We start from the raw sequence: 14,067 nt of genomic DNA on the forward strand, positions 1-14,067 counted from the left end.
CGCATTAATCTCTATATTAGATCGGATGGACACGATATTAGATCGGATGGACACGCCCAAGCGGATGTCCGCACAAGAGATCTTGCCCGCACCGGGGAGATCCCTCTCACGACGAAGGAGGGTGCATTTTATGGCCCAAGCGACGGTGTCGGCGATTTCCGCCGGCGAAAACGGACTGTCTCGCTACCTCACCGAGATCCGGCGGTTCCCCATGCTGGAGCCGCAGGAAGAGTACATGCTGGCCAAGCGTTACAAGGAACACGAAGATCCTGACGCGGCCCATAAGCTCGTTACGTCACATCTAAGATTGGTTGCCAAGATTGCAATGGGCTATCGCGGCTACGGCCTGCCCATTGGCGAGGTTATTTCGGAAGGCAATGTCGGCCTGATGCAGGCCGTCAAGCGTTTCGAGCCGGACAAGGGGTTCCGGCTGGCGACCTACGCGATGTGGTGGATCAAGGCTTCCATCCAAGAATACGTCCTACGCTCGTGGTCGCTGGTGAAAATGGGCACCACGGCGAACCAGAAGCGTCTGTTCTTCAACCTGCGCAAGGTGAAGGGGAAGATCCAGGCGCTCGACGAGGGCGACCTGAAGCCCGAAGACGTTTCCACCATCGCCACGCGCCTCGGCGTTTCCGAGGAAGAAGTCATCTCCATGAACCGCCGCCTGTCCGGCGACACCTCGCTCAACGCCCAGATCCGCAATGACGGCGATGGCGGTGGCGAGTGGCAGGACTGGCTGGTGGATGACAGCGACAGCCAGGAAACGGTCATGGCCGAGCAGGAAGAACTCGACCACCGTCGCGGCATACTGAAACAGGCGCTCGGCGTGTTGAACGACCGCGAACGCCGCATCTTCGAGGCGCGCCGCCTGTCGGAAGACCCGATCACGCTGGAAGAGCTTTCCGGCGAATTCGGCGTCTCGCGCGAGCGCGTGCGCCAGATCGAGGTTCGTGCCTTCGAGAAGGTGCAGGAAGCGGTGAAGAAGCAGGCTCTCGCCGACGCTCAGGCCCCGGTCGCCACGGAGGCGACGGCCTGAGGCCCGCAAGCGACCCGAATTGATCTTTTTGTTTTTGGGAAAAGGGATGGCAGAGACGCCGTCCCTTTCGCGTTTCAGGCTCGGATGCTGCGGATCGCAAGACGATATCCACGGCCCGACACAAGTGCCTGCCTGGATCAAAACGTCGCTACGACCTCCCCTTTCCCGCCGAAAACGGCCGAGAGATCTATTCGCGTGAAAATACGACGTTGAGACGTTCACGATACCGTGATAGCGGCAAGGGGGACCAATCAGAGATGCCCCCCATCAGAGAGGCCCGGCCCAGGACGCCCCGCGAGATGCAAACTGGCGACTTCATCTTCTCCGCCATCGGGCGCGAGGACAATGCGATCTCTGCCGTCACCGAGGGCTTCCACGGGGCCCGGCTCAATCATATGGGCGTGATCGAGGTGGCTCCGCGCGGTGTCTTCGTGCTCGAAAGCCTTCTATCCGGAAGTCCGTCCGCCTCACCCCTTTCGACGTCTTCGCCCGCCGCTCCTTCAACGAGGCCCGGGAACCGTGGCTGATGCTGGCGCGGCTGAAGGACAAGCACAGACACCTCATCGAGCCGATCATGCGCTTCAGCAAATCCCTGCGCAACATTCCCTATGACGAGCTGTATTTGTCGCACAACTACGCGCTTTATTGCAGCGAACTGGTGGTCGCCATGTTCCGCCATGCCAATGGCGGCACGCCCTTCTTCAAGGAAGCCCCGATGAGCTTCCGCGATCTCGCCACCGGACGTCCCCACCAAACTTGGATCGACTACTACGCCTATTTCGGCATCGACGTTCCCGAAGGCGAACCGGGCTCCAACCCCGACGCCATCAGCCGCGACGACCGGCTCAACGTCTACAAGACCATCGGCCAGATCCCGGGCCTGCGATAAGGGCGGCGACAGAGACATCCCGTCGCCGCCCCGTTTTCTGGCTTCCCGCCCTAGCGAGTGCCGTCCTGTTCCAGCCCGAAGGCCGGATGATGGATCACTTCGCCGGAAGTGTTCCCCATCCTTGAACGGCAGCGCCATGACCACCTCCGGTGGCACGCCTTCCACGTTAAGTCCGGGGAAGGTGCGAAAACCGAAGCGGCCGTAGTAGTCCGGGTAGCCGACAAGCGCGATGCCGCGCGCCGTCGGGCGCAAACGGTCGATGACCGCCCGCACACCGCGCCTGCCCTTGCCTTGCCGGGAGAACGGCGACAGGACCGATCAGGAACCAGTCCCCCGCCTCGCCCACCCGCGCGGGCGAGGCGGCGATATGACCTACCACCTCTCCCGTCTCTTCGGCCACGAGCGACAGGGTCAACGCCCCGGCCTCGCGCAAGCCCTGCACGATTTCTGTCTCCCGCCCGCAACTATGTATGCGCGGCCGTACAGAAGGCTTCATCGATGGCATCGGCGATGACGGATATGTCCCACCCGGTTTCTTCACGGATACGCATGTCAGATCCCCTGATTATCGTATTGGGCGCGCACCATCCGTCGGCCACGCATGGAGATGATGTATGGAGCACCGTTTCGCGATTTGATCAGCCGCTTTCGGCGCAACGACTGCAAGACCCGCAAGTCGCAGTCGCTCAGGATCAGGCCGTCGCGGGTCACGAAGACCACGTCGCTGACCTTTCGAAAGAGGCGGAACCTACACGCCTTCAATCGTGTATTCGGGCGTCCCCTTCCAGATCAGCTTCCATTGCGCCCCCGGCCAGACATTCTGGATGATGCCCGGATCGATAGGCGACGAAGCACACCCCGCCGGGCCTGCGCACGGACGGATAGAGAAGCCCGCGATGCCCTTCGCGACGAAGCGATGCGGCGAGCACCTGGCCTTGCGGATAGCCGAGATCGGGATCGGGCGTCAGCGCCGGATGATCCGGCTCGTCGCGAATGTCGGGAAAGTCGCCGATGAAGTCCGCCAGAAACTCCATATAGTGCGCCTCATCCTCGTAGATCCCGACATATCCGAGTTCGCGCGTGCGGTGATAGCCGACCTCTTCGGCAGCCGTCAGGGTTTCGAAGGCGCAAATACCACGCCCCGCGGTCACCGGGATTGAAGCGATTGCCGGACGCGCGGAAATAGGTGGCGGAAATAGGTGAAGGCCGCATTGATGTGGCTCTGGCCATAAACGCGCAGATCATGCGCCCGCCACGCGAAAACCAGTTCGCGCCGGTCGAGCGCCGGACTTCCCTCGCGCTCGGCGATCAGGCGACTGCTCGTTCCGCCCTCCAGTTCCGCCAGAATTTCCTCTCCCTCGTCACTGTCAACGAGACCGCGGAAAACGGGAGGCTTGTGATGGGTCTCGCTGATCAGACGCACGAGACCGCGATCATTGAGCGGCGAAATCCTCACACGCCACCTCGCAACGCATCCACATAGGCGCGCAAGCGAAGGATCTTCGGCAACCCACCCTCCACCATCGCATCGAGCGGACGCCGACCGTCGAATTCCGGCACCTGATTCGCAAGTTTCACCCATTGCGTCGAAAGCGGCCGATTGAAGTACAGCTCAAGCGACTTGTAGAGGCCGACAAGCGCGCTGAGACGAAGCATCAGATCCCGGCTCAACTCCCCAGCAAACGCCTGACGCCGAACGCGCTTCCACGAGCTTGCCGACATGTCGGCAAGGGCAGCGACCTCCCGCCCGGTCAGCGACCATGCGTCGGCGATCCGGCAAAAGGCCTTCAGGGCCACTGCCTGGACGTCTGCGGCCGGGCACTCGAGTACGCGGGGTTCCATGCGATCATCCTCCATGCTCCGCAATATAGGATCATATGACTTGTTTTTCCAGTCCATATGATCCAATAGCGATGGAGCGAGGCAAAGCGGTCGCTCGCCCTTCCGCCTTGCCGCCCTGCCCCGCCTCGCCTATCGTATTGCCCCCGTCCGGCATGGTCCGCCGTGTCGGCGTCCGGGTCCCTGATCTCACGCGCGCATCACCGGCCCCTCACATGACCGCTCGACGCACCCAACGCAGAAAGACCGTCTTCGTTGTCCTCGCCGGACTGGCGCTGCTCGCCGCCGCGCTCAGCCTGCGTTTTGCCAACCCGCCCTTTGTGGCGGCCGTGCGCGAACTCACTTTCGACTACTACCAGCGCATCTGGCCGCGCCCCTATGAGCCACAGCAGGTCTGCATCGTCGATATCGATGACGCCTCGCTGCGTGCCTTCGGCCAATGGCCATGGCCGAAGGCACGCGCCTTGCCGCGATGGTGGAGCGGCTCATCGATCTGGGGGCGGCCTCCGTCGCCTTCGACATAGTCTTTTCCGAGCCCGACCGGACCTCGCCTTCACGCTATGTCGAAACGCTGCAATTCGACGGAACGCCGGACGCCGTCCGGATACGGGACCTGCTGGCACGCCTGCCCGATACCGGCGCCCAGTTTGCCAAGGCGCTGAAGGACAAACCCGTCACCCTCGGCTTCGCGGCCCTTTCCGCCGACAGCGGCCGCATTCCGACGCCCAAGGCAGGCGTTGTCTTCGGCGGCACCGATCCCAAGGAGATCCTGCCCTCCTTCGGCTCCGCGCTCGCCAGCCTGCCCGAATTGCAGGAAGCGGCGGGCCGGGGCTGGCGGCATTTCGCTGTCGCGCGCCGATACCGGCGGCGTGGTCAGGCGCATCCCGCTTCTTTTCTCAAGCGGCGACCACCTCTACCCCAACCTGTCGGTCGATGCGCTGCGGCTGGCGCAAGGAGCAATCGGCTTTCTGGTGCGCTCCACCGGCGCAAGCGGCGAGGCCGATACGGGACGCGCCGCCATCACCGCGTTGCGCGTCGGCGCCTTCTCCATTCCCACCACCGCCAACGGCGAATGTTGCCGCCGCCGTCCTCCCCTTCAAGCAGGCATCCCTGCTGATCGGCCCGATCACGCCCGCATTGTCCTCCTTTTCGTCTACGGCGCCGCGACCCTGCAGCAATACATCGTCTCCGACCGCGAAAAGCGGTTCGTGCGCCGCGCCTTTTCGCAATATCTGGCGCCCGAACTGCTCTCCCGACTGGAGGCCCCCGGCCCGACGCCATGCAGCTCGGCGGCAAAATGCGGCCACTCTCCATCATGTTCATGGACGTGCGCGGCTTCACGCCGATTTCGGAAATGCTGACGCCGGAGGATCTCGTCATTTCCTCAACACGCTGCTCTCGCCGCTCTCCGACGCCATCCAGAACGAGGCGGGCACGATCGACAAAATATATCGGCGACAGCATCATGGCGTTCTGGAACGCGCCGCTGTAAATGGACGACCATGCAACCCGTGCCTGCCGGGCCGTCTTGCACATGCGCCAGATGATGGCGGAGTTGAACGCCTGCGACGCCTTCGGCTTCCAGTCCGGGCACAAGCCGATCCAGCAGGCCCGCATCGGCGTCGGCATCAACACCGGCCTGCGTCGGCAACATGGGCTCCGACCGCCGCTTCAACTATTCGGTGGTGGGCGATGCGGTGAACGTCGCTGCGCGCATTTAATCGAGCTGCAAGGCGGTCGGCGCCGATCTGCTGATCTCCGCCGACACACCGCCGCCGCCGTCCCCGGCTTTGCGCTTCTGGAGGCGGGCGAGATCCCGCTCAAGGGCAAGTCCGAACCGGTTCGGCCTCTTTCGCGCTGATGGGAGACGAGAAGCTCACCGCAACGCCGGAATTCCAGGCCCTGAAGACCCAGCACGACAAGCTCGTCGCCGCCTGGCGGGCAGGCGACAGATGGAACGCCGACATCGCCCTCACCGCCTGGCACCACGCCGCCCCGGAAAGCCTCGAGGCATTCTACGACGGTTTCGAGGAACGACTGTTGAAGCTGAAGAAATCGGTCGGGTAGAGGGGGGGCAAAGACGGGCGAAAGCGACTCGCTGACAACCGCCCGCTCCCACACTCCTTACTGCAACTCCACCGCGATATCCTCAACCCTCGGCGCCTTTTCGATCAGCCCAGCCTTTTCCGTGAACGCCCCGAAGCCGGCATAGCGGCCAGCATCAAGTGCAGCCGGGCGTTTGGCGAAGCGCGGCAGTGTGTCGAACCAGGAGCGCCGCGTCAGCTCATCATCGATATCGGCGTGGTTCTTGACGAAGAGCTTCAGCCCCTCTTCCGGATGGTTGGTCAGGAACACCGTCGCCGCCTCCACCGCAGCGAGGAAACGCGGCAAGCGCGGGTCATCGAGCTTGTCCTTGTTGGCGATATAGATCAGCTCGTCATAGGCGGGCACGCCGTGCTCTTCCGGGAAGAACGCGAAGCCGGGCTTTCCTTCCGCATCCAGTTGGTTCAGCTCAATATTGCGATAAGCACCCACCACCGCATCCACCTGCCCGGAAAGAAGCGCGGGCGTCAGCGCGAAGTTGACGTTGATCAGATCCACGTCGTCCTCCGAAAGCCCGACAGTCCCCAGCATGGTCGCCAGGATCGCGTCCTCGAACCCGGAAATGGAGAAGCCAACCTTCTTGCCCTTCAGGTCCTCAAGCGACTTGATCGGCCCATCCTTCAGCACAATCAACGTGTTGAGCGGCGTGGAGATCAGCGTCCCGATCCGTTTTACCGGCAGCCCCTCCTGCGCCTGCTCGTAGAGCGTCGGCTGATAGGAGACCGCGATATCGCCCTGACCGGCCGCAACGAGGCGCGGCGGAGCGCTTGGATCGGCGGGCGTCAGCAGATCCACATCGAGCCCTTCCGCCTTGAAGAACCCCCCTTCCTTGGCCACCACGAGCGGGCCGTGATCGGCGTTCACGTACCAGTCGAGCAGCACCGTCAGCTTGTCAGCAGCCGAAGCGGATCCTGCGATCAGCCCCGTCGTCATAACGGCCAGCGCCAGCGACACGACCGCCCTACTCATGAATGTCAGCATGTCTCGATCGCCCTGTTTCAGTCCGTTTCCGATTGCCACGGCGTCATGGCGCGCGTGGTCCTGTCGACGATGGTTCGAAGAAGAAGCGCCATCACCGCGAGCAGCACGAGGGCGGCGAACACCACATCGGCCTGCGCGCGAGCATTGGCCTGCAGCATGACGAAGCCGAGCCCTTTCGAAGAACCGACCCATTCCCCGACGATCGCCCCGATCGGCGCGAAGACGGCCGCAACGCGCAGGCCCGAGCCAAGGGCCGGCAAGGCCGCGGGCACCCGGATCATCATCAGCGTCTGCCACGGCGTCGCGTGCACCATATGGGCGTAGTCGAGAAGGTCGGGATGCGTGCGCCGCAGCCCGTCATAAAAGGCCGACGTCACGGGAAAGAAGATGATCAGGCTCGCCATGACGATCTTGGAGGCAAGCCCGAAGCCGAACCACAGCAACAGAAGCGGCGCGATGGCGAAAACCGGCAGCGCCTGACTGACCACCACCACCGGCAAGAGATAGCGCTGCGCGATCGGCAGCACCGACAGCATCAGCGCCAGCACCACCCCCGACACCACACCGAAGACAAGCCCCAGCCCCGTCTCGTAGGCCGTGATACCGGCCTGATAGAACAGGAAATCAGCCCGCTCGATCAGCACCTGCGCCACGCGCGAGGGCGCCGGCAGCATGTAGGAGGGCAGATCGAACCCGCGCACGGCCGCCTCCCACGCCGCCAGCAACAAGATGGCGGTCACGCCCCCGCGCACGGTCCGCTGAGACAAGTCCGACATGATTCTCCTCTTGCCGCTCAAACCTTGAGACGGCGTCTTGCAGCCCAATGGCCGAACCCCACGCGATGGGCCCGCCGATGCGCGCACGCGCACACGGGCCGCCGCACCTGAGGGCAGCCGCGCTAAACCTGAATTTCTGCTGAAAAGAAAAGCCCCATCGGGGCGAGCCGCCTGAGCAGCCACGCTCGTAACCACACGCGCGCAAGGCACGCAGAGCACCAAAGCCGGCTCGAATAGGGGCTACCGCCTTGCGGCGGATCGGATGGTCGAAACATAGGATCTGCCCGTCCTTGACATCAAAGACCATGAAGACCCGGGAAAATAAGGCTCAGGTTTCCGTCCCTTCGCCGGCATGGCCCGGATCAAGTTCGAAGGGTTCGGCCCCAGTCCCTTGTCGTGAGCGCCTTTGCAGCGCACGTCTCGGGATCCGGCCGTCTCAGTTCGCGTTCGCGAACACCCCTCGGAAGTAACGCCAGTGTGAGACGGATCGCACGCCAATGCAAGACGGCACGATCGCGCGCCAAATGTCGCGGCCAGGAGATATCGAGAGTAGGAAATCGAGGCGCAAGCAGCCAGGCTGCCTCAGCGGGGTTGCCCGTTTGGTCCCCGGTTGTCATCCCCGCGCAGGCGGGGATCCAGTAACCACAGGATCGGATTGCTGCGCACGAGCCACTCAGGTCTCTGAGATGACAGTCGTGCCTGTATCAGGTCACCCGGACACACGCATATCGCCGTATCGAAGGCCCTACTTCTTCGCCCAGGCGTCCAGTGCGCGCTGCACGACGCGCTCACCGGGAGAACCCTTTTCGAGCGTCAGGATCGCGCGCTTGCCGCTTTCGTAGAGAATGGGAATATCGATCCAGCCGCAGTCGCGCAGAAGCGTCATGTTGTGCTCACGCTCCGCCTCGATCGAGGACAGCGCCACCCAGAAGAACCCGTCCGCGACCCGAACTGATGCGCCGATCAGCGCATCGCCGCGTGCTTCCTCGGTCGTCTTCATGATCAGACCGGGAACCGAGGAGGCTGCCTTTCCGGAGAAATTGTCCGGCAGATAGAACTTCAGCTCGATCAGGTGGCTCGCAGGCAGCGTGATGTCCTGATTGGGACGGATCGTCAGACCGACAGTGACATCCTGACTGGGAATGGTGACCGTCGCCTTGATCACCGTATCCGCGCGGTTGCCCCCGGCAGGCGTTTCCTCCGCCGTCGACCACAGCACGCGGCCCTGTTCCGCAGATCCGCCGGAGCTGGCATCCGCGCTTTCCTCATAGAGGATGGCGCACTGGGCCACAGGCGTTGCCTGAGACGAGGTATCGGAAGACGGCTGAGCCGGGGCGACGGCCGGGGCCGGCGTCTCACTCTCCGCCGGCGCATTCGCCGGTTCATCGCCTTGAGATGCCACCGTAACGGCGTCATCCTCGTTCGGCGGCACGACGCGCGTCGTCGTCACGGCACGCGTCGTCGTCACGGCACGCGCATCCGGTGCGGCGGGCGATCCGTCGTCGTTGAGAAGGCGCGACGTATCCTTGTCGCTCTCCGCAGCGGCATTGTCCCCGGCTGCGGGCATGGCACCGTCCGCCACCTGTGGCGTATCCGATCCTTTAAACAACGCCAGAATGTCATCGCTGTGACTGAAGACCAGCGTCAGCAAACCGACGAAAACGATAACAGCGGCAATAGCGGCCGCGATCACCGGCAAACGCGACGAGCGCAGCCCGCCGCGCCGGTAGGAGGGCATGCCGGCGGTCGGAGCGGCATCGCCGTCGCGCGTCATCGCGTCGAGATCGGCAATCGCATCGTGCTGATCGATACCGGGAGCGCCATTGCCGCCGGACGGTTCCGACGACGTTGACTTGTTCTGAGCACCCTTTTCCGGTTCGGGCACAACCTGGGCATGGGAGACTCTCGTGCCGCCGGGAAGCGGCTCGAAACGCTTGCGGGGCGCGGGCGCCTCGGCCTGGGCCCCATTGCCATTCCCGTTGCCCTCGAAGATGTCGTCCTCGTCCGACGGAGCAGGCTCGCCCTTCACCGTCTCCGCAGGCTGAGATGCGCCGTGACGCACGTCTCCGTTGGCCTGAGGAGCCGCGGGCTGAGCGGCATGCTCGGCGACTGGGCGATGCGGCACAGCGGGCGCGTCCGCCTGTTCATGGCGAACGGGCGGTTCATGACGGGGCGGGGCTCCCGCACTCTCGTGATGACCGGCACCGACCGGCTCGCGAGCCGGTTGATGGGCGGGCTCGTTCGCGGACGCGGAATGCGGCACCTGAGCCTGCTGGGAATGCGCAGGCTGAGAGTAGGCTGGCTGGGAGGCTGGGCGCGTTGCGGGCCCGAGCCCCAGCGAGGCGCGCGCCGCATCGGCTTCCACCTTGCGGATCGCCTCTTCCAGACGGAGTTGCTCGGTCGTGATGTCCGAAGGGGCCAGCGGCGGATCATAGTTCTTGAGCTGATTGACGATCGCCTGTCGCGCGCGTTGATAGACAGCCCGACGCGCTGCTCCCGTACTTCCGGGAAGTGCATCGATAGCCCGCTTCAAGACAGCGTGATAGTCCGCCATTGGCAACTCTTAATCAGGACAGAACAATTCTGCGAAGTTTAGGGTTAATCCTGAAACGGATTCTGAACAAGGATTGTGTCATCCCGCTCCGGAGACGTCGACAACAACGCAACCGGCGCTCCGATTAATTCTTCAACATGACGAACATACTTGATCGCCTGGGCCGGAAGATCCGCCCAGCTACAGGCACTTGCGGTCGTTTCTTCCCAGCCGTCGAGCGTCTCGTAAATCGGCTCAACCCGGGCCTGAGCGCCCTGAGAGGCGGGCAGATAGTCGATCTCCTTGCCGTCGAGCTTGTAGCCGACGCAGATCTTGACCTCTTTCAGCCCGTCCAGCACGTCGAGCTTGGTCAGCGCGATGCCGTTGATCCCGCAGGTGCGCACGATCTGCTTGACCAGCACCGCGTCGAACCAGCCGCAACGCCGCTTGCGGCCCGTCACCACGCCAAATTCCTTGCCCTTCTCGCCGAGGAACTGGCCGACCTCGTCGTTCAGCTCCGTCGGGAACGGACCTTCGCCGACGCGCGTCGTGTAGGCCTTGGTGATGCCCAGCACGTAGTCGAGACCGCCCGGCCCGATGCCCGAGCCGGCCGAAGCCGAACCGGCAACAGTGTTGGAGGAGGTCACGAAAGGATAGGTGCCGTGATCGATGTCCAGCAGCGCGCCCTGCGCGCCCTCGAACAGGATGCGCTTGCCTTCCTTGCGCTTCTCGTCCAGCAGCCGCCAGACGATATCCATGAAGGGAAGCACCTTGTCGGCAACGCTGATCAGTTCCTCGTAGATCGTCTCCGGCTTGATCTCGTCCTTGCCGAAGCCGCGCAGCAGCGCATTGTGATGGACCAGCAGGCGGTCGATCTCGTCGCGCAGCGCTTCCTCGGTATTGGCCAGATCCATCAGCCGGATGGCGCGCCGTCCCACCTTGTCTTCATAGGCAGGACCGATGCCGCGCTTGGTGGTGCCGATGCGGGTTCCGACATTCGATGATTCGCGCAGGGCGTCGAGTTCGCGATGCAGCGACAGAATAAGCGGCACGTTTTCCGCGATGCGAAGATTGTCCGGCGTGATGGTCACGCCCTGTGCTTCCAGACGTCCGATCTCGGCCACCAGCGCATGCGGATCCAACACCACGCCGTTGCCGATGACACCGAGTTTGCCCTCGCGCACACAGCCCGATGGCAGCAGCGACAGCTTGTAGCTCACCCCGTCGATAACCAGCGTATGTCCCGCATTGTGCCCGCCCTGAAAGCGGACGACCACGTCCGCTTGCTCGGACAACCAGTCCACGATCTTGCCTTTGCCTTCGTCTCCCCACTGCGATCCGACAACAACGACATTGGCCATTAGATTATTTTTCCTTGAGACTTCGGCGCCCGGCACCGCCTGCTGTTCTTACGGCGGTCGGCGGCCAGAAAATTCGTGGACATGGCGACCTCGATTACACGGGCTCAACCGGAATCGGCGCGCCGTCCCCGGCACGCACGAAGCGGCCGGACTATAGACATATCGACCAGCCGTGACGAGTCCCCGAAAGGATGCGTCTTCGTCTTTACACATACGGCCGGACACAATAATCGGCAATCAAGTGCCGGTTTGAGCGAGGGGGACCCTCAGTGCTGCCGCGAAACGGCGCGTGAGGGAGGATTTCGAAAAGATGACGACGCCCGCGGCACGTTTCGGCGCCTGGTTCTATTCCCAACCCTACATCCTGCTGTCGACCACCGCGACGGCGTGGGGAGGCAACATCGTGATCGGCCACGTCGCCGCCGGTCACATTCCACCATTGGCGCTCGCCCAGGCGCGCTGGACGCGCTGGATCAGCGCCTTCGTGATTCTGACGCTCATCTTCTGGCCGAAGGTGAGGCAGGATTTCCCGGTTATCCGACGGTCTTTCCCCATCCTGCTGCTGCTCTCCTTCGTCGGCATCACGCTTTACAATTCGCTGGCCTATGTGGGCCTGCAATATATGCAGGCCGTCAACGGCGCGCTGATGCAGTCGACCGCGCCGTTCTCGATCGCGCTGTGGTCGCTGCTTCTCTTCCGCGACCGCCTGACCCGCGGCCAGATCGGCGGCATCCTCCTGTCCTCGCTCGGCGTTCTGGCAATCATCACCGACGGCGATCCCGCGCGCTTGAGCGAATTGTCGGTCAATCCAGGCGATCTGTTCCTCATCGCCGCCATGGCGTCCTACGCGCTATACGCTTCGCTGTTGCGCAAACGCCCGCCGATCCACCCCATGTCCTTCCTGGTGCTGACCATCGGCCTCGGCGGCCTGATCCTGATGCCCGCCACCGCAATGGAAATGGCCTCCGGCTTCACCATGAAGGTCGACACGCAGATGATCCTGTCGCTCACCTACGTGATCCTGATCGCCACCATCGTCGCCTATATCTGCTTCAACCGCGGGGTCGAGCTGATCGACCCGAACCGGGCGGGGCCCTTCTTCCACCTGATCCCGGTGGTCGCCTCGCTGCTGGCGATCGTCTTTCTGGGCGAAACCTTCCAGCTCTACCACGCCGTCTGCTACGCGCTGATTCTCTCAGGGATCTTTCTGGCGCAGAGGCTTAGCCGGTAGAGCGCGGACGAACGCGCTTCCTCCGCACGATTGTCATCCCCGCGCAGGCGGGGACCCAGTAACCACAGGATCGGGTTGCCGCGCACGAACCGCGTACGTCTCTGGAATGCTGGATCCCCGCCTGCGCGGGGATGACAGTCACGGGCAAAACGCCCCCCCCCTCTCCCCCCGCAAGAAACGGGTGTCCCGGCCCCCCGGAAACCGTTAGATTTGGCCCCTCGCACCATGCCGGATCCCGACGATGACCATGCAACCCGACGTCCCCTCCTCTTCGCAGATGTCGCCCGCCACCTGGGCGATGCTGATCTTTCTGTCGATCCTGTGGGGCGGCTCGTTCTTTTTCACCAAGGTCGCGGTGGCAGAAATCGCGCCGATGGAAATCGTCCTGTTACGGGTCCTGATCGCGGCCATCGTCCTTCACGCGGTGCTGCGGCTGAAGGGGCCCGCCTTCCCCACCACGCTTTCCACTTTCACGCCGTTTCTTATCATGGGGCTCCTCAACAATGCGGTGCCCTTCGGGTTGCTGACCTGGGGCCAGACGGAACTCGCCTCCGGGCTGGCCGCGATCCTGAACGCCTTCACGCCAATCTCCACCGTCATCATCCTGCACCTCTTTACACAGACCGACCGGGCCACACCGCTGAAGGTGGCGGGTGTCATCCTCGGTTTTTGCGGCGTGGCGGTGATGATCGGAGCGGAGGCGATCGCAGGCGTCGGCGATCACGTGGTGGCGGAACTGGCCTGTCTCGGCGCCACCGTCTCCTACGGCTTCTCCGCCCTCTACGGTCGCCGCTTCCGCAATACGCCCGCACTGGTGACGGCAACCGGCCAGCTCACCGGTTCAAGCCTCATCCTGCTCGTCATGGTGCTCGTCACCGGCGGTGCGGGTTTCGTGGATAACTGGCCCTCAACCCCGGTGATAGCCTCGATGCTGGGTCTCGCGCTCCTGTCCACCGCACTCGCCTACATCCTGTTCTTCCGCATCCTGTCGCAAGCCGGTCCGGCCAATGTCATGCTCGTCACCTTCCTGGTGCCGGTCAGCGCCATTCTTGCCGGTGCGCTGGTGTTGGGTGAGGTGCTGGAGCCGCGACACTGGGCAGGCATGGCACTGATTGCCGCCGCTCTCGTCACCATCGACGGGCGGATTCCGAGGCTGCTGTTGCGGAGGAGCCGCCCCGGTCGCGAGCGGATTTGAACGTTCGAGAAATGCGATACGGATTCGAAAGAATTCGATGAAATTAGAATGACCTGACAAAAACACTTTCAAAAACCCGAGTGGCGGCCGGTTTATCCCCGTCGCCGCCCGGCTTGATTT

General features: G+C 63.4%; 19 protein-coding genes and 1 riboswitch. Of the genes, 10 read left to right on the forward strand and 9 right to left on the reverse strand.

What is annotated here, in order from left to right; all coding sequences use genetic code 11:
* The first annotated feature begins 130 nt into the window (after nucleotides 1–130).
* The 3 genes from rpoH to QNJ43_RS15275 all read left to right on the forward strand — a co-directional run bounded on the left by rpoH (nucleotide 131) and on the right by QNJ43_RS15275 (nucleotide 1,928).
* Nucleotides 131–1,039 (forward strand): RNA polymerase sigma factor RpoH, encoded by a 909-nt coding sequence (rpoH, locus tag QNJ43_RS15265; protein ID WP_300471348.1) that lies wholly within the window; start codon nucleotides 131–133, stop codon nucleotides 1,037–1,039.
* Between the two features lie 299 nt (nucleotides 1,040–1,338).
* Nucleotides 1,339–1,566: a hypothetical protein gene (locus QNJ43_RS15270; protein ID WP_300471351.1), complete on the forward strand. Its 228-nt coding sequence runs from the start codon at nucleotides 1,339–1,341 to the stop codon at nucleotides 1,564–1,566.
* Nucleotides 1,488–1,928, forward strand: a complete 441-nt coding sequence (locus QNJ43_RS15275) for a YiiX/YebB-like N1pC/P60 family cysteine hydrolase (RefSeq protein ID WP_300471478.1) — start codon at nucleotides 1,488–1,490, stop codon at nucleotides 1,926–1,928. Before QNJ43_RS15270 ends, QNJ43_RS15275 begins: the two co-directional genes overlap by 79 nt.
* 166 nt (nucleotides 1,929–2,094) lie before the next feature.
* On the opposite strand, the gene QNJ43_RS15280 is transcribed toward QNJ43_RS15275, so the two are convergent.
* The 5 genes from QNJ43_RS15280 to QNJ43_RS15295 all read right to left on the reverse strand — a co-directional run bounded on the left by QNJ43_RS15280 (nucleotide 2,095) and on the right by QNJ43_RS15295 (nucleotide 3,770).
* Nucleotides 2,095–2,370 carry a hypothetical protein gene (locus QNJ43_RS15280; RefSeq protein ID WP_300471353.1) on the reverse strand — a complete coding sequence of 92 codons (276 nt, stop codon included), beginning with the start codon at nucleotides 2,368–2,370 and terminating at the stop codon, nucleotides 2,095–2,097.
* Nucleotides 2,371–2,480: 110 nt separating this feature from the next.
* Nucleotides 2,481–2,690 (reverse strand): YjhX family toxin, encoded by a 210-nt coding sequence (locus QNJ43_RS15285; protein WP_300471355.1) that lies wholly within the window; start codon nucleotides 2,688–2,690, stop codon nucleotides 2,481–2,483.
* Complete coding sequence (locus QNJ43_RS27270; protein ID WP_346432999.1) at nucleotides 2,687–3,079, reverse strand: RES family NAD+ phosphorylase; 393 nt, start codon at nucleotides 3,077–3,079, stop codon at nucleotides 2,687–2,689. Before QNJ43_RS27270 ends, QNJ43_RS15285 begins: the two co-directional genes overlap by 4 nt.
* Nucleotides 3,076–3,384: a hypothetical protein gene (locus QNJ43_RS27275; protein WP_346433000.1), complete on the reverse strand. Its 309-nt coding sequence runs from the start codon at nucleotides 3,382–3,384 to the stop codon at nucleotides 3,076–3,078. Before QNJ43_RS27275 ends, QNJ43_RS27270 begins: the two co-directional genes overlap by 4 nt.
* Nucleotides 3,381–3,770: an antitoxin Xre-like helix-turn-helix domain-containing protein gene (locus tag QNJ43_RS15295; protein WP_300471357.1), complete on the reverse strand. Its 390-nt coding sequence runs from the start codon at nucleotides 3,768–3,770 to the stop codon at nucleotides 3,381–3,383. The genes QNJ43_RS27275 and QNJ43_RS15295 overlap by 4 nt, the downstream gene beginning before the upstream one ends.
* Nucleotides 3,771–3,982: 212 nt before the next feature.
* On the opposite strand from QNJ43_RS15295, the gene QNJ43_RS15300 reads away from it, so the two are divergent.
* The 5 genes from QNJ43_RS15300 to QNJ43_RS15320 all read left to right on the forward strand — a co-directional run bounded on the left by QNJ43_RS15300 (nucleotide 3,983) and on the right by QNJ43_RS15320 (nucleotide 5,834).
* Nucleotides 3,983–4,291, forward strand: a complete 309-nt coding sequence (locus QNJ43_RS15300) for a CHASE2 domain-containing protein (protein ID WP_300471360.1) — start codon at nucleotides 3,983–3,985, stop codon at nucleotides 4,289–4,291.
* On the forward strand, nucleotides 4,213–4,884 hold the full coding sequence (locus tag QNJ43_RS15305) for a CHASE2 domain-containing protein (protein ID WP_300471363.1): 672 nt from the start codon (nucleotides 4,213–4,215) through the stop codon (nucleotides 4,882–4,884). The genes QNJ43_RS15300 and QNJ43_RS15305 overlap by 79 nt, the downstream gene beginning before the upstream one ends.
* Nucleotides 4,885–5,046: 162 nt before the next feature.
* The gene (locus QNJ43_RS15310; RefSeq protein ID WP_300471366.1) at nucleotides 5,047–5,259 is read left to right on the forward strand and encodes a hypothetical protein; all 213 of its coding nucleotides are present in this window, start codon (nucleotides 5,047–5,049) and stop codon (nucleotides 5,257–5,259) included.
* Nucleotides 5,260–5,628, forward strand: coding sequence for a hypothetical protein (locus tag QNJ43_RS15315; protein WP_300471368.1), 369 nt, complete (start codon nucleotides 5,260–5,262; stop codon nucleotides 5,626–5,628). It abuts the gene before it with no gap.
* Nucleotides 5,628–5,834 carry a hypothetical protein gene (locus tag QNJ43_RS15320; protein WP_300471370.1) on the forward strand — a complete coding sequence of 69 codons (207 nt, stop codon included), beginning with the start codon at nucleotides 5,628–5,630 and terminating at the stop codon, nucleotides 5,832–5,834. Before QNJ43_RS15315 ends, QNJ43_RS15320 begins: the two co-directional genes overlap by 1 nt.
* Nucleotides 5,835–5,891: 57 nt before the next feature.
* Here the strand turns inward: QNJ43_RS15320 and QNJ43_RS15325 are convergent, their stop codons facing one another.
* From QNJ43_RS15325 to QNJ43_RS15340, 4 genes are all read right to left on the reverse strand, one after another.
* Complete coding sequence (locus QNJ43_RS15325) at nucleotides 5,892–6,839, reverse strand: ABC transporter substrate-binding protein (protein WP_300471480.1); 948 nt, start codon at nucleotides 6,837–6,839, stop codon at nucleotides 5,892–5,894.
* A 29-nt stretch (nucleotides 6,840–6,868) separates the two neighbouring features.
* Complete coding sequence (locus tag QNJ43_RS15330) at nucleotides 6,869–7,627, reverse strand: ABC transporter permease (protein ID WP_300471372.1); 759 nt, start codon at nucleotides 7,625–7,627, stop codon at nucleotides 6,869–6,871.
* A 322-nt stretch (nucleotides 7,628–7,949) separates the two neighbouring features.
* Nucleotides 7,950–8,098, reverse strand: a riboswitch (TPP riboswitch).
* Between the two features lie 274 nt (nucleotides 8,099–8,372).
* Nucleotides 8,373–10,181 carry a hypothetical protein gene (locus tag QNJ43_RS15335; protein ID WP_300471375.1) on the reverse strand — a complete coding sequence of 603 codons (1,809 nt, stop codon included), beginning with the start codon at nucleotides 10,179–10,181 and terminating at the stop codon, nucleotides 8,373–8,375.
* A 44-nt stretch (nucleotides 10,182–10,225) separates the two neighbouring features.
* A complete protein-coding gene (locus QNJ43_RS15340) occupies nucleotides 10,226–11,521 on the reverse strand; it encodes an adenylosuccinate synthase (protein WP_300471377.1) in 1,296 nt (431 codons plus the stop codon).
* Between the two features lie 310 nt (nucleotides 11,522–11,831).
* On the opposite strand from QNJ43_RS15340, the gene QNJ43_RS15345 reads away from it, so the two are divergent.
* Together QNJ43_RS15345 and QNJ43_RS15350 are read left to right on the forward strand one after the other, a co-directional pair.
* Nucleotides 11,832–12,752: a DMT family transporter gene (locus tag QNJ43_RS15345; protein ID WP_300471380.1), complete on the forward strand. Its 921-nt coding sequence runs from the start codon at nucleotides 11,832–11,834 to the stop codon at nucleotides 12,750–12,752.
* Nucleotides 12,753–12,993: 241 nt separating this feature from the next.
* Nucleotides 12,994–13,947: a DMT family transporter gene (locus QNJ43_RS15350; RefSeq protein ID WP_300471382.1), complete on the forward strand. Its 954-nt coding sequence runs from the start codon at nucleotides 12,994–12,996 to the stop codon at nucleotides 13,945–13,947.
* Nucleotides 13,948–14,067 lie beyond the last annotated feature (120 nt).

Source organism: Breoghania sp., from assembly GCF_030066895.1.
Lineage (GTDB): Bacteria > Pseudomonadota > Alphaproteobacteria > Rhizobiales > Stappiaceae > Breoghania.

Excerpts from the sequence above, each read along its gene's own strand:
- rpoH (WP_300471348.1), top strand. The coding sequence starts at position 131 with ATGGCCCAAGCGACGGTGTCGGCGATTTCCGCCGGCGAAAACGGACTG.
- QNJ43_RS15270 (WP_300471351.1), top strand. The coding sequence starts at position 1,339 with ATGCAAACTGGCGACTTCATCTTCTCCGCCATCGGGCGCGAGGACAAT.
- QNJ43_RS15295 (WP_300471357.1), bottom strand. The coding sequence starts at position 3,770 with ATGGAACCCCGCGTACTCGAGTGCCCGGCCGCAGACGTCCAGGCAGTG.
- QNJ43_RS15300 (WP_300471360.1), top strand. The coding sequence starts at position 3,983 with ATGACCGCTCGACGCACCCAACGCAGAAAGACCGTCTTCGTTGTCCTC.
- QNJ43_RS15305 (WP_300471363.1), top strand. The coding sequence starts at position 4,213 with ATGGCCGAAGGCACGCGCCTTGCCGCGATGGTGGAGCGGCTCATCGAT.
- QNJ43_RS15310 (WP_300471366.1), top strand. The coding sequence starts at position 5,047 with ATGCAGCTCGGCGGCAAAATGCGGCCACTCTCCATCATGTTCATGGAC.
- QNJ43_RS15315 (WP_300471368.1), top strand. The coding sequence starts at position 5,260 with ATGGACGACCATGCAACCCGTGCCTGCCGGGCCGTCTTGCACATGCGC.
- QNJ43_RS15320 (WP_300471370.1), top strand. The coding sequence starts at position 5,628 with ATGGGAGACGAGAAGCTCACCGCAACGCCGGAATTCCAGGCCCTGAAG.
- QNJ43_RS15325 (WP_300471480.1), bottom strand. The coding sequence starts at position 6,839 with ATGAGTAGGGCGGTCGTGTCGCTGGCGCTGGCCGTTATGACGACGGGG.
- QNJ43_RS15330 (WP_300471372.1), bottom strand. The coding sequence starts at position 7,627 with ATGTCGGACTTGTCTCAGCGGACCGTGCGCGGGGGCGTGACCGCCATC.
- QNJ43_RS15335 (WP_300471375.1), bottom strand. The coding sequence starts at position 10,181 with ATGGCGGACTATCACGCTGTCTTGAAGCGGGCTATCGATGCACTTCCC.
- QNJ43_RS15340 (WP_300471377.1), bottom strand. The coding sequence starts at position 11,521 with ATGGCCAATGTCGTTGTTGTCGGATCGCAGTGGGGAGACGAAGGCAAA.
- QNJ43_RS15345 (WP_300471380.1), top strand. The coding sequence starts at position 11,832 with ATGACGACGCCCGCGGCACGTTTCGGCGCCTGGTTCTATTCCCAACCC.
- QNJ43_RS15350 (WP_300471382.1), top strand. The coding sequence starts at position 12,994 with ATGACCATGCAACCCGACGTCCCCTCCTCTTCGCAGATGTCGCCCGCC.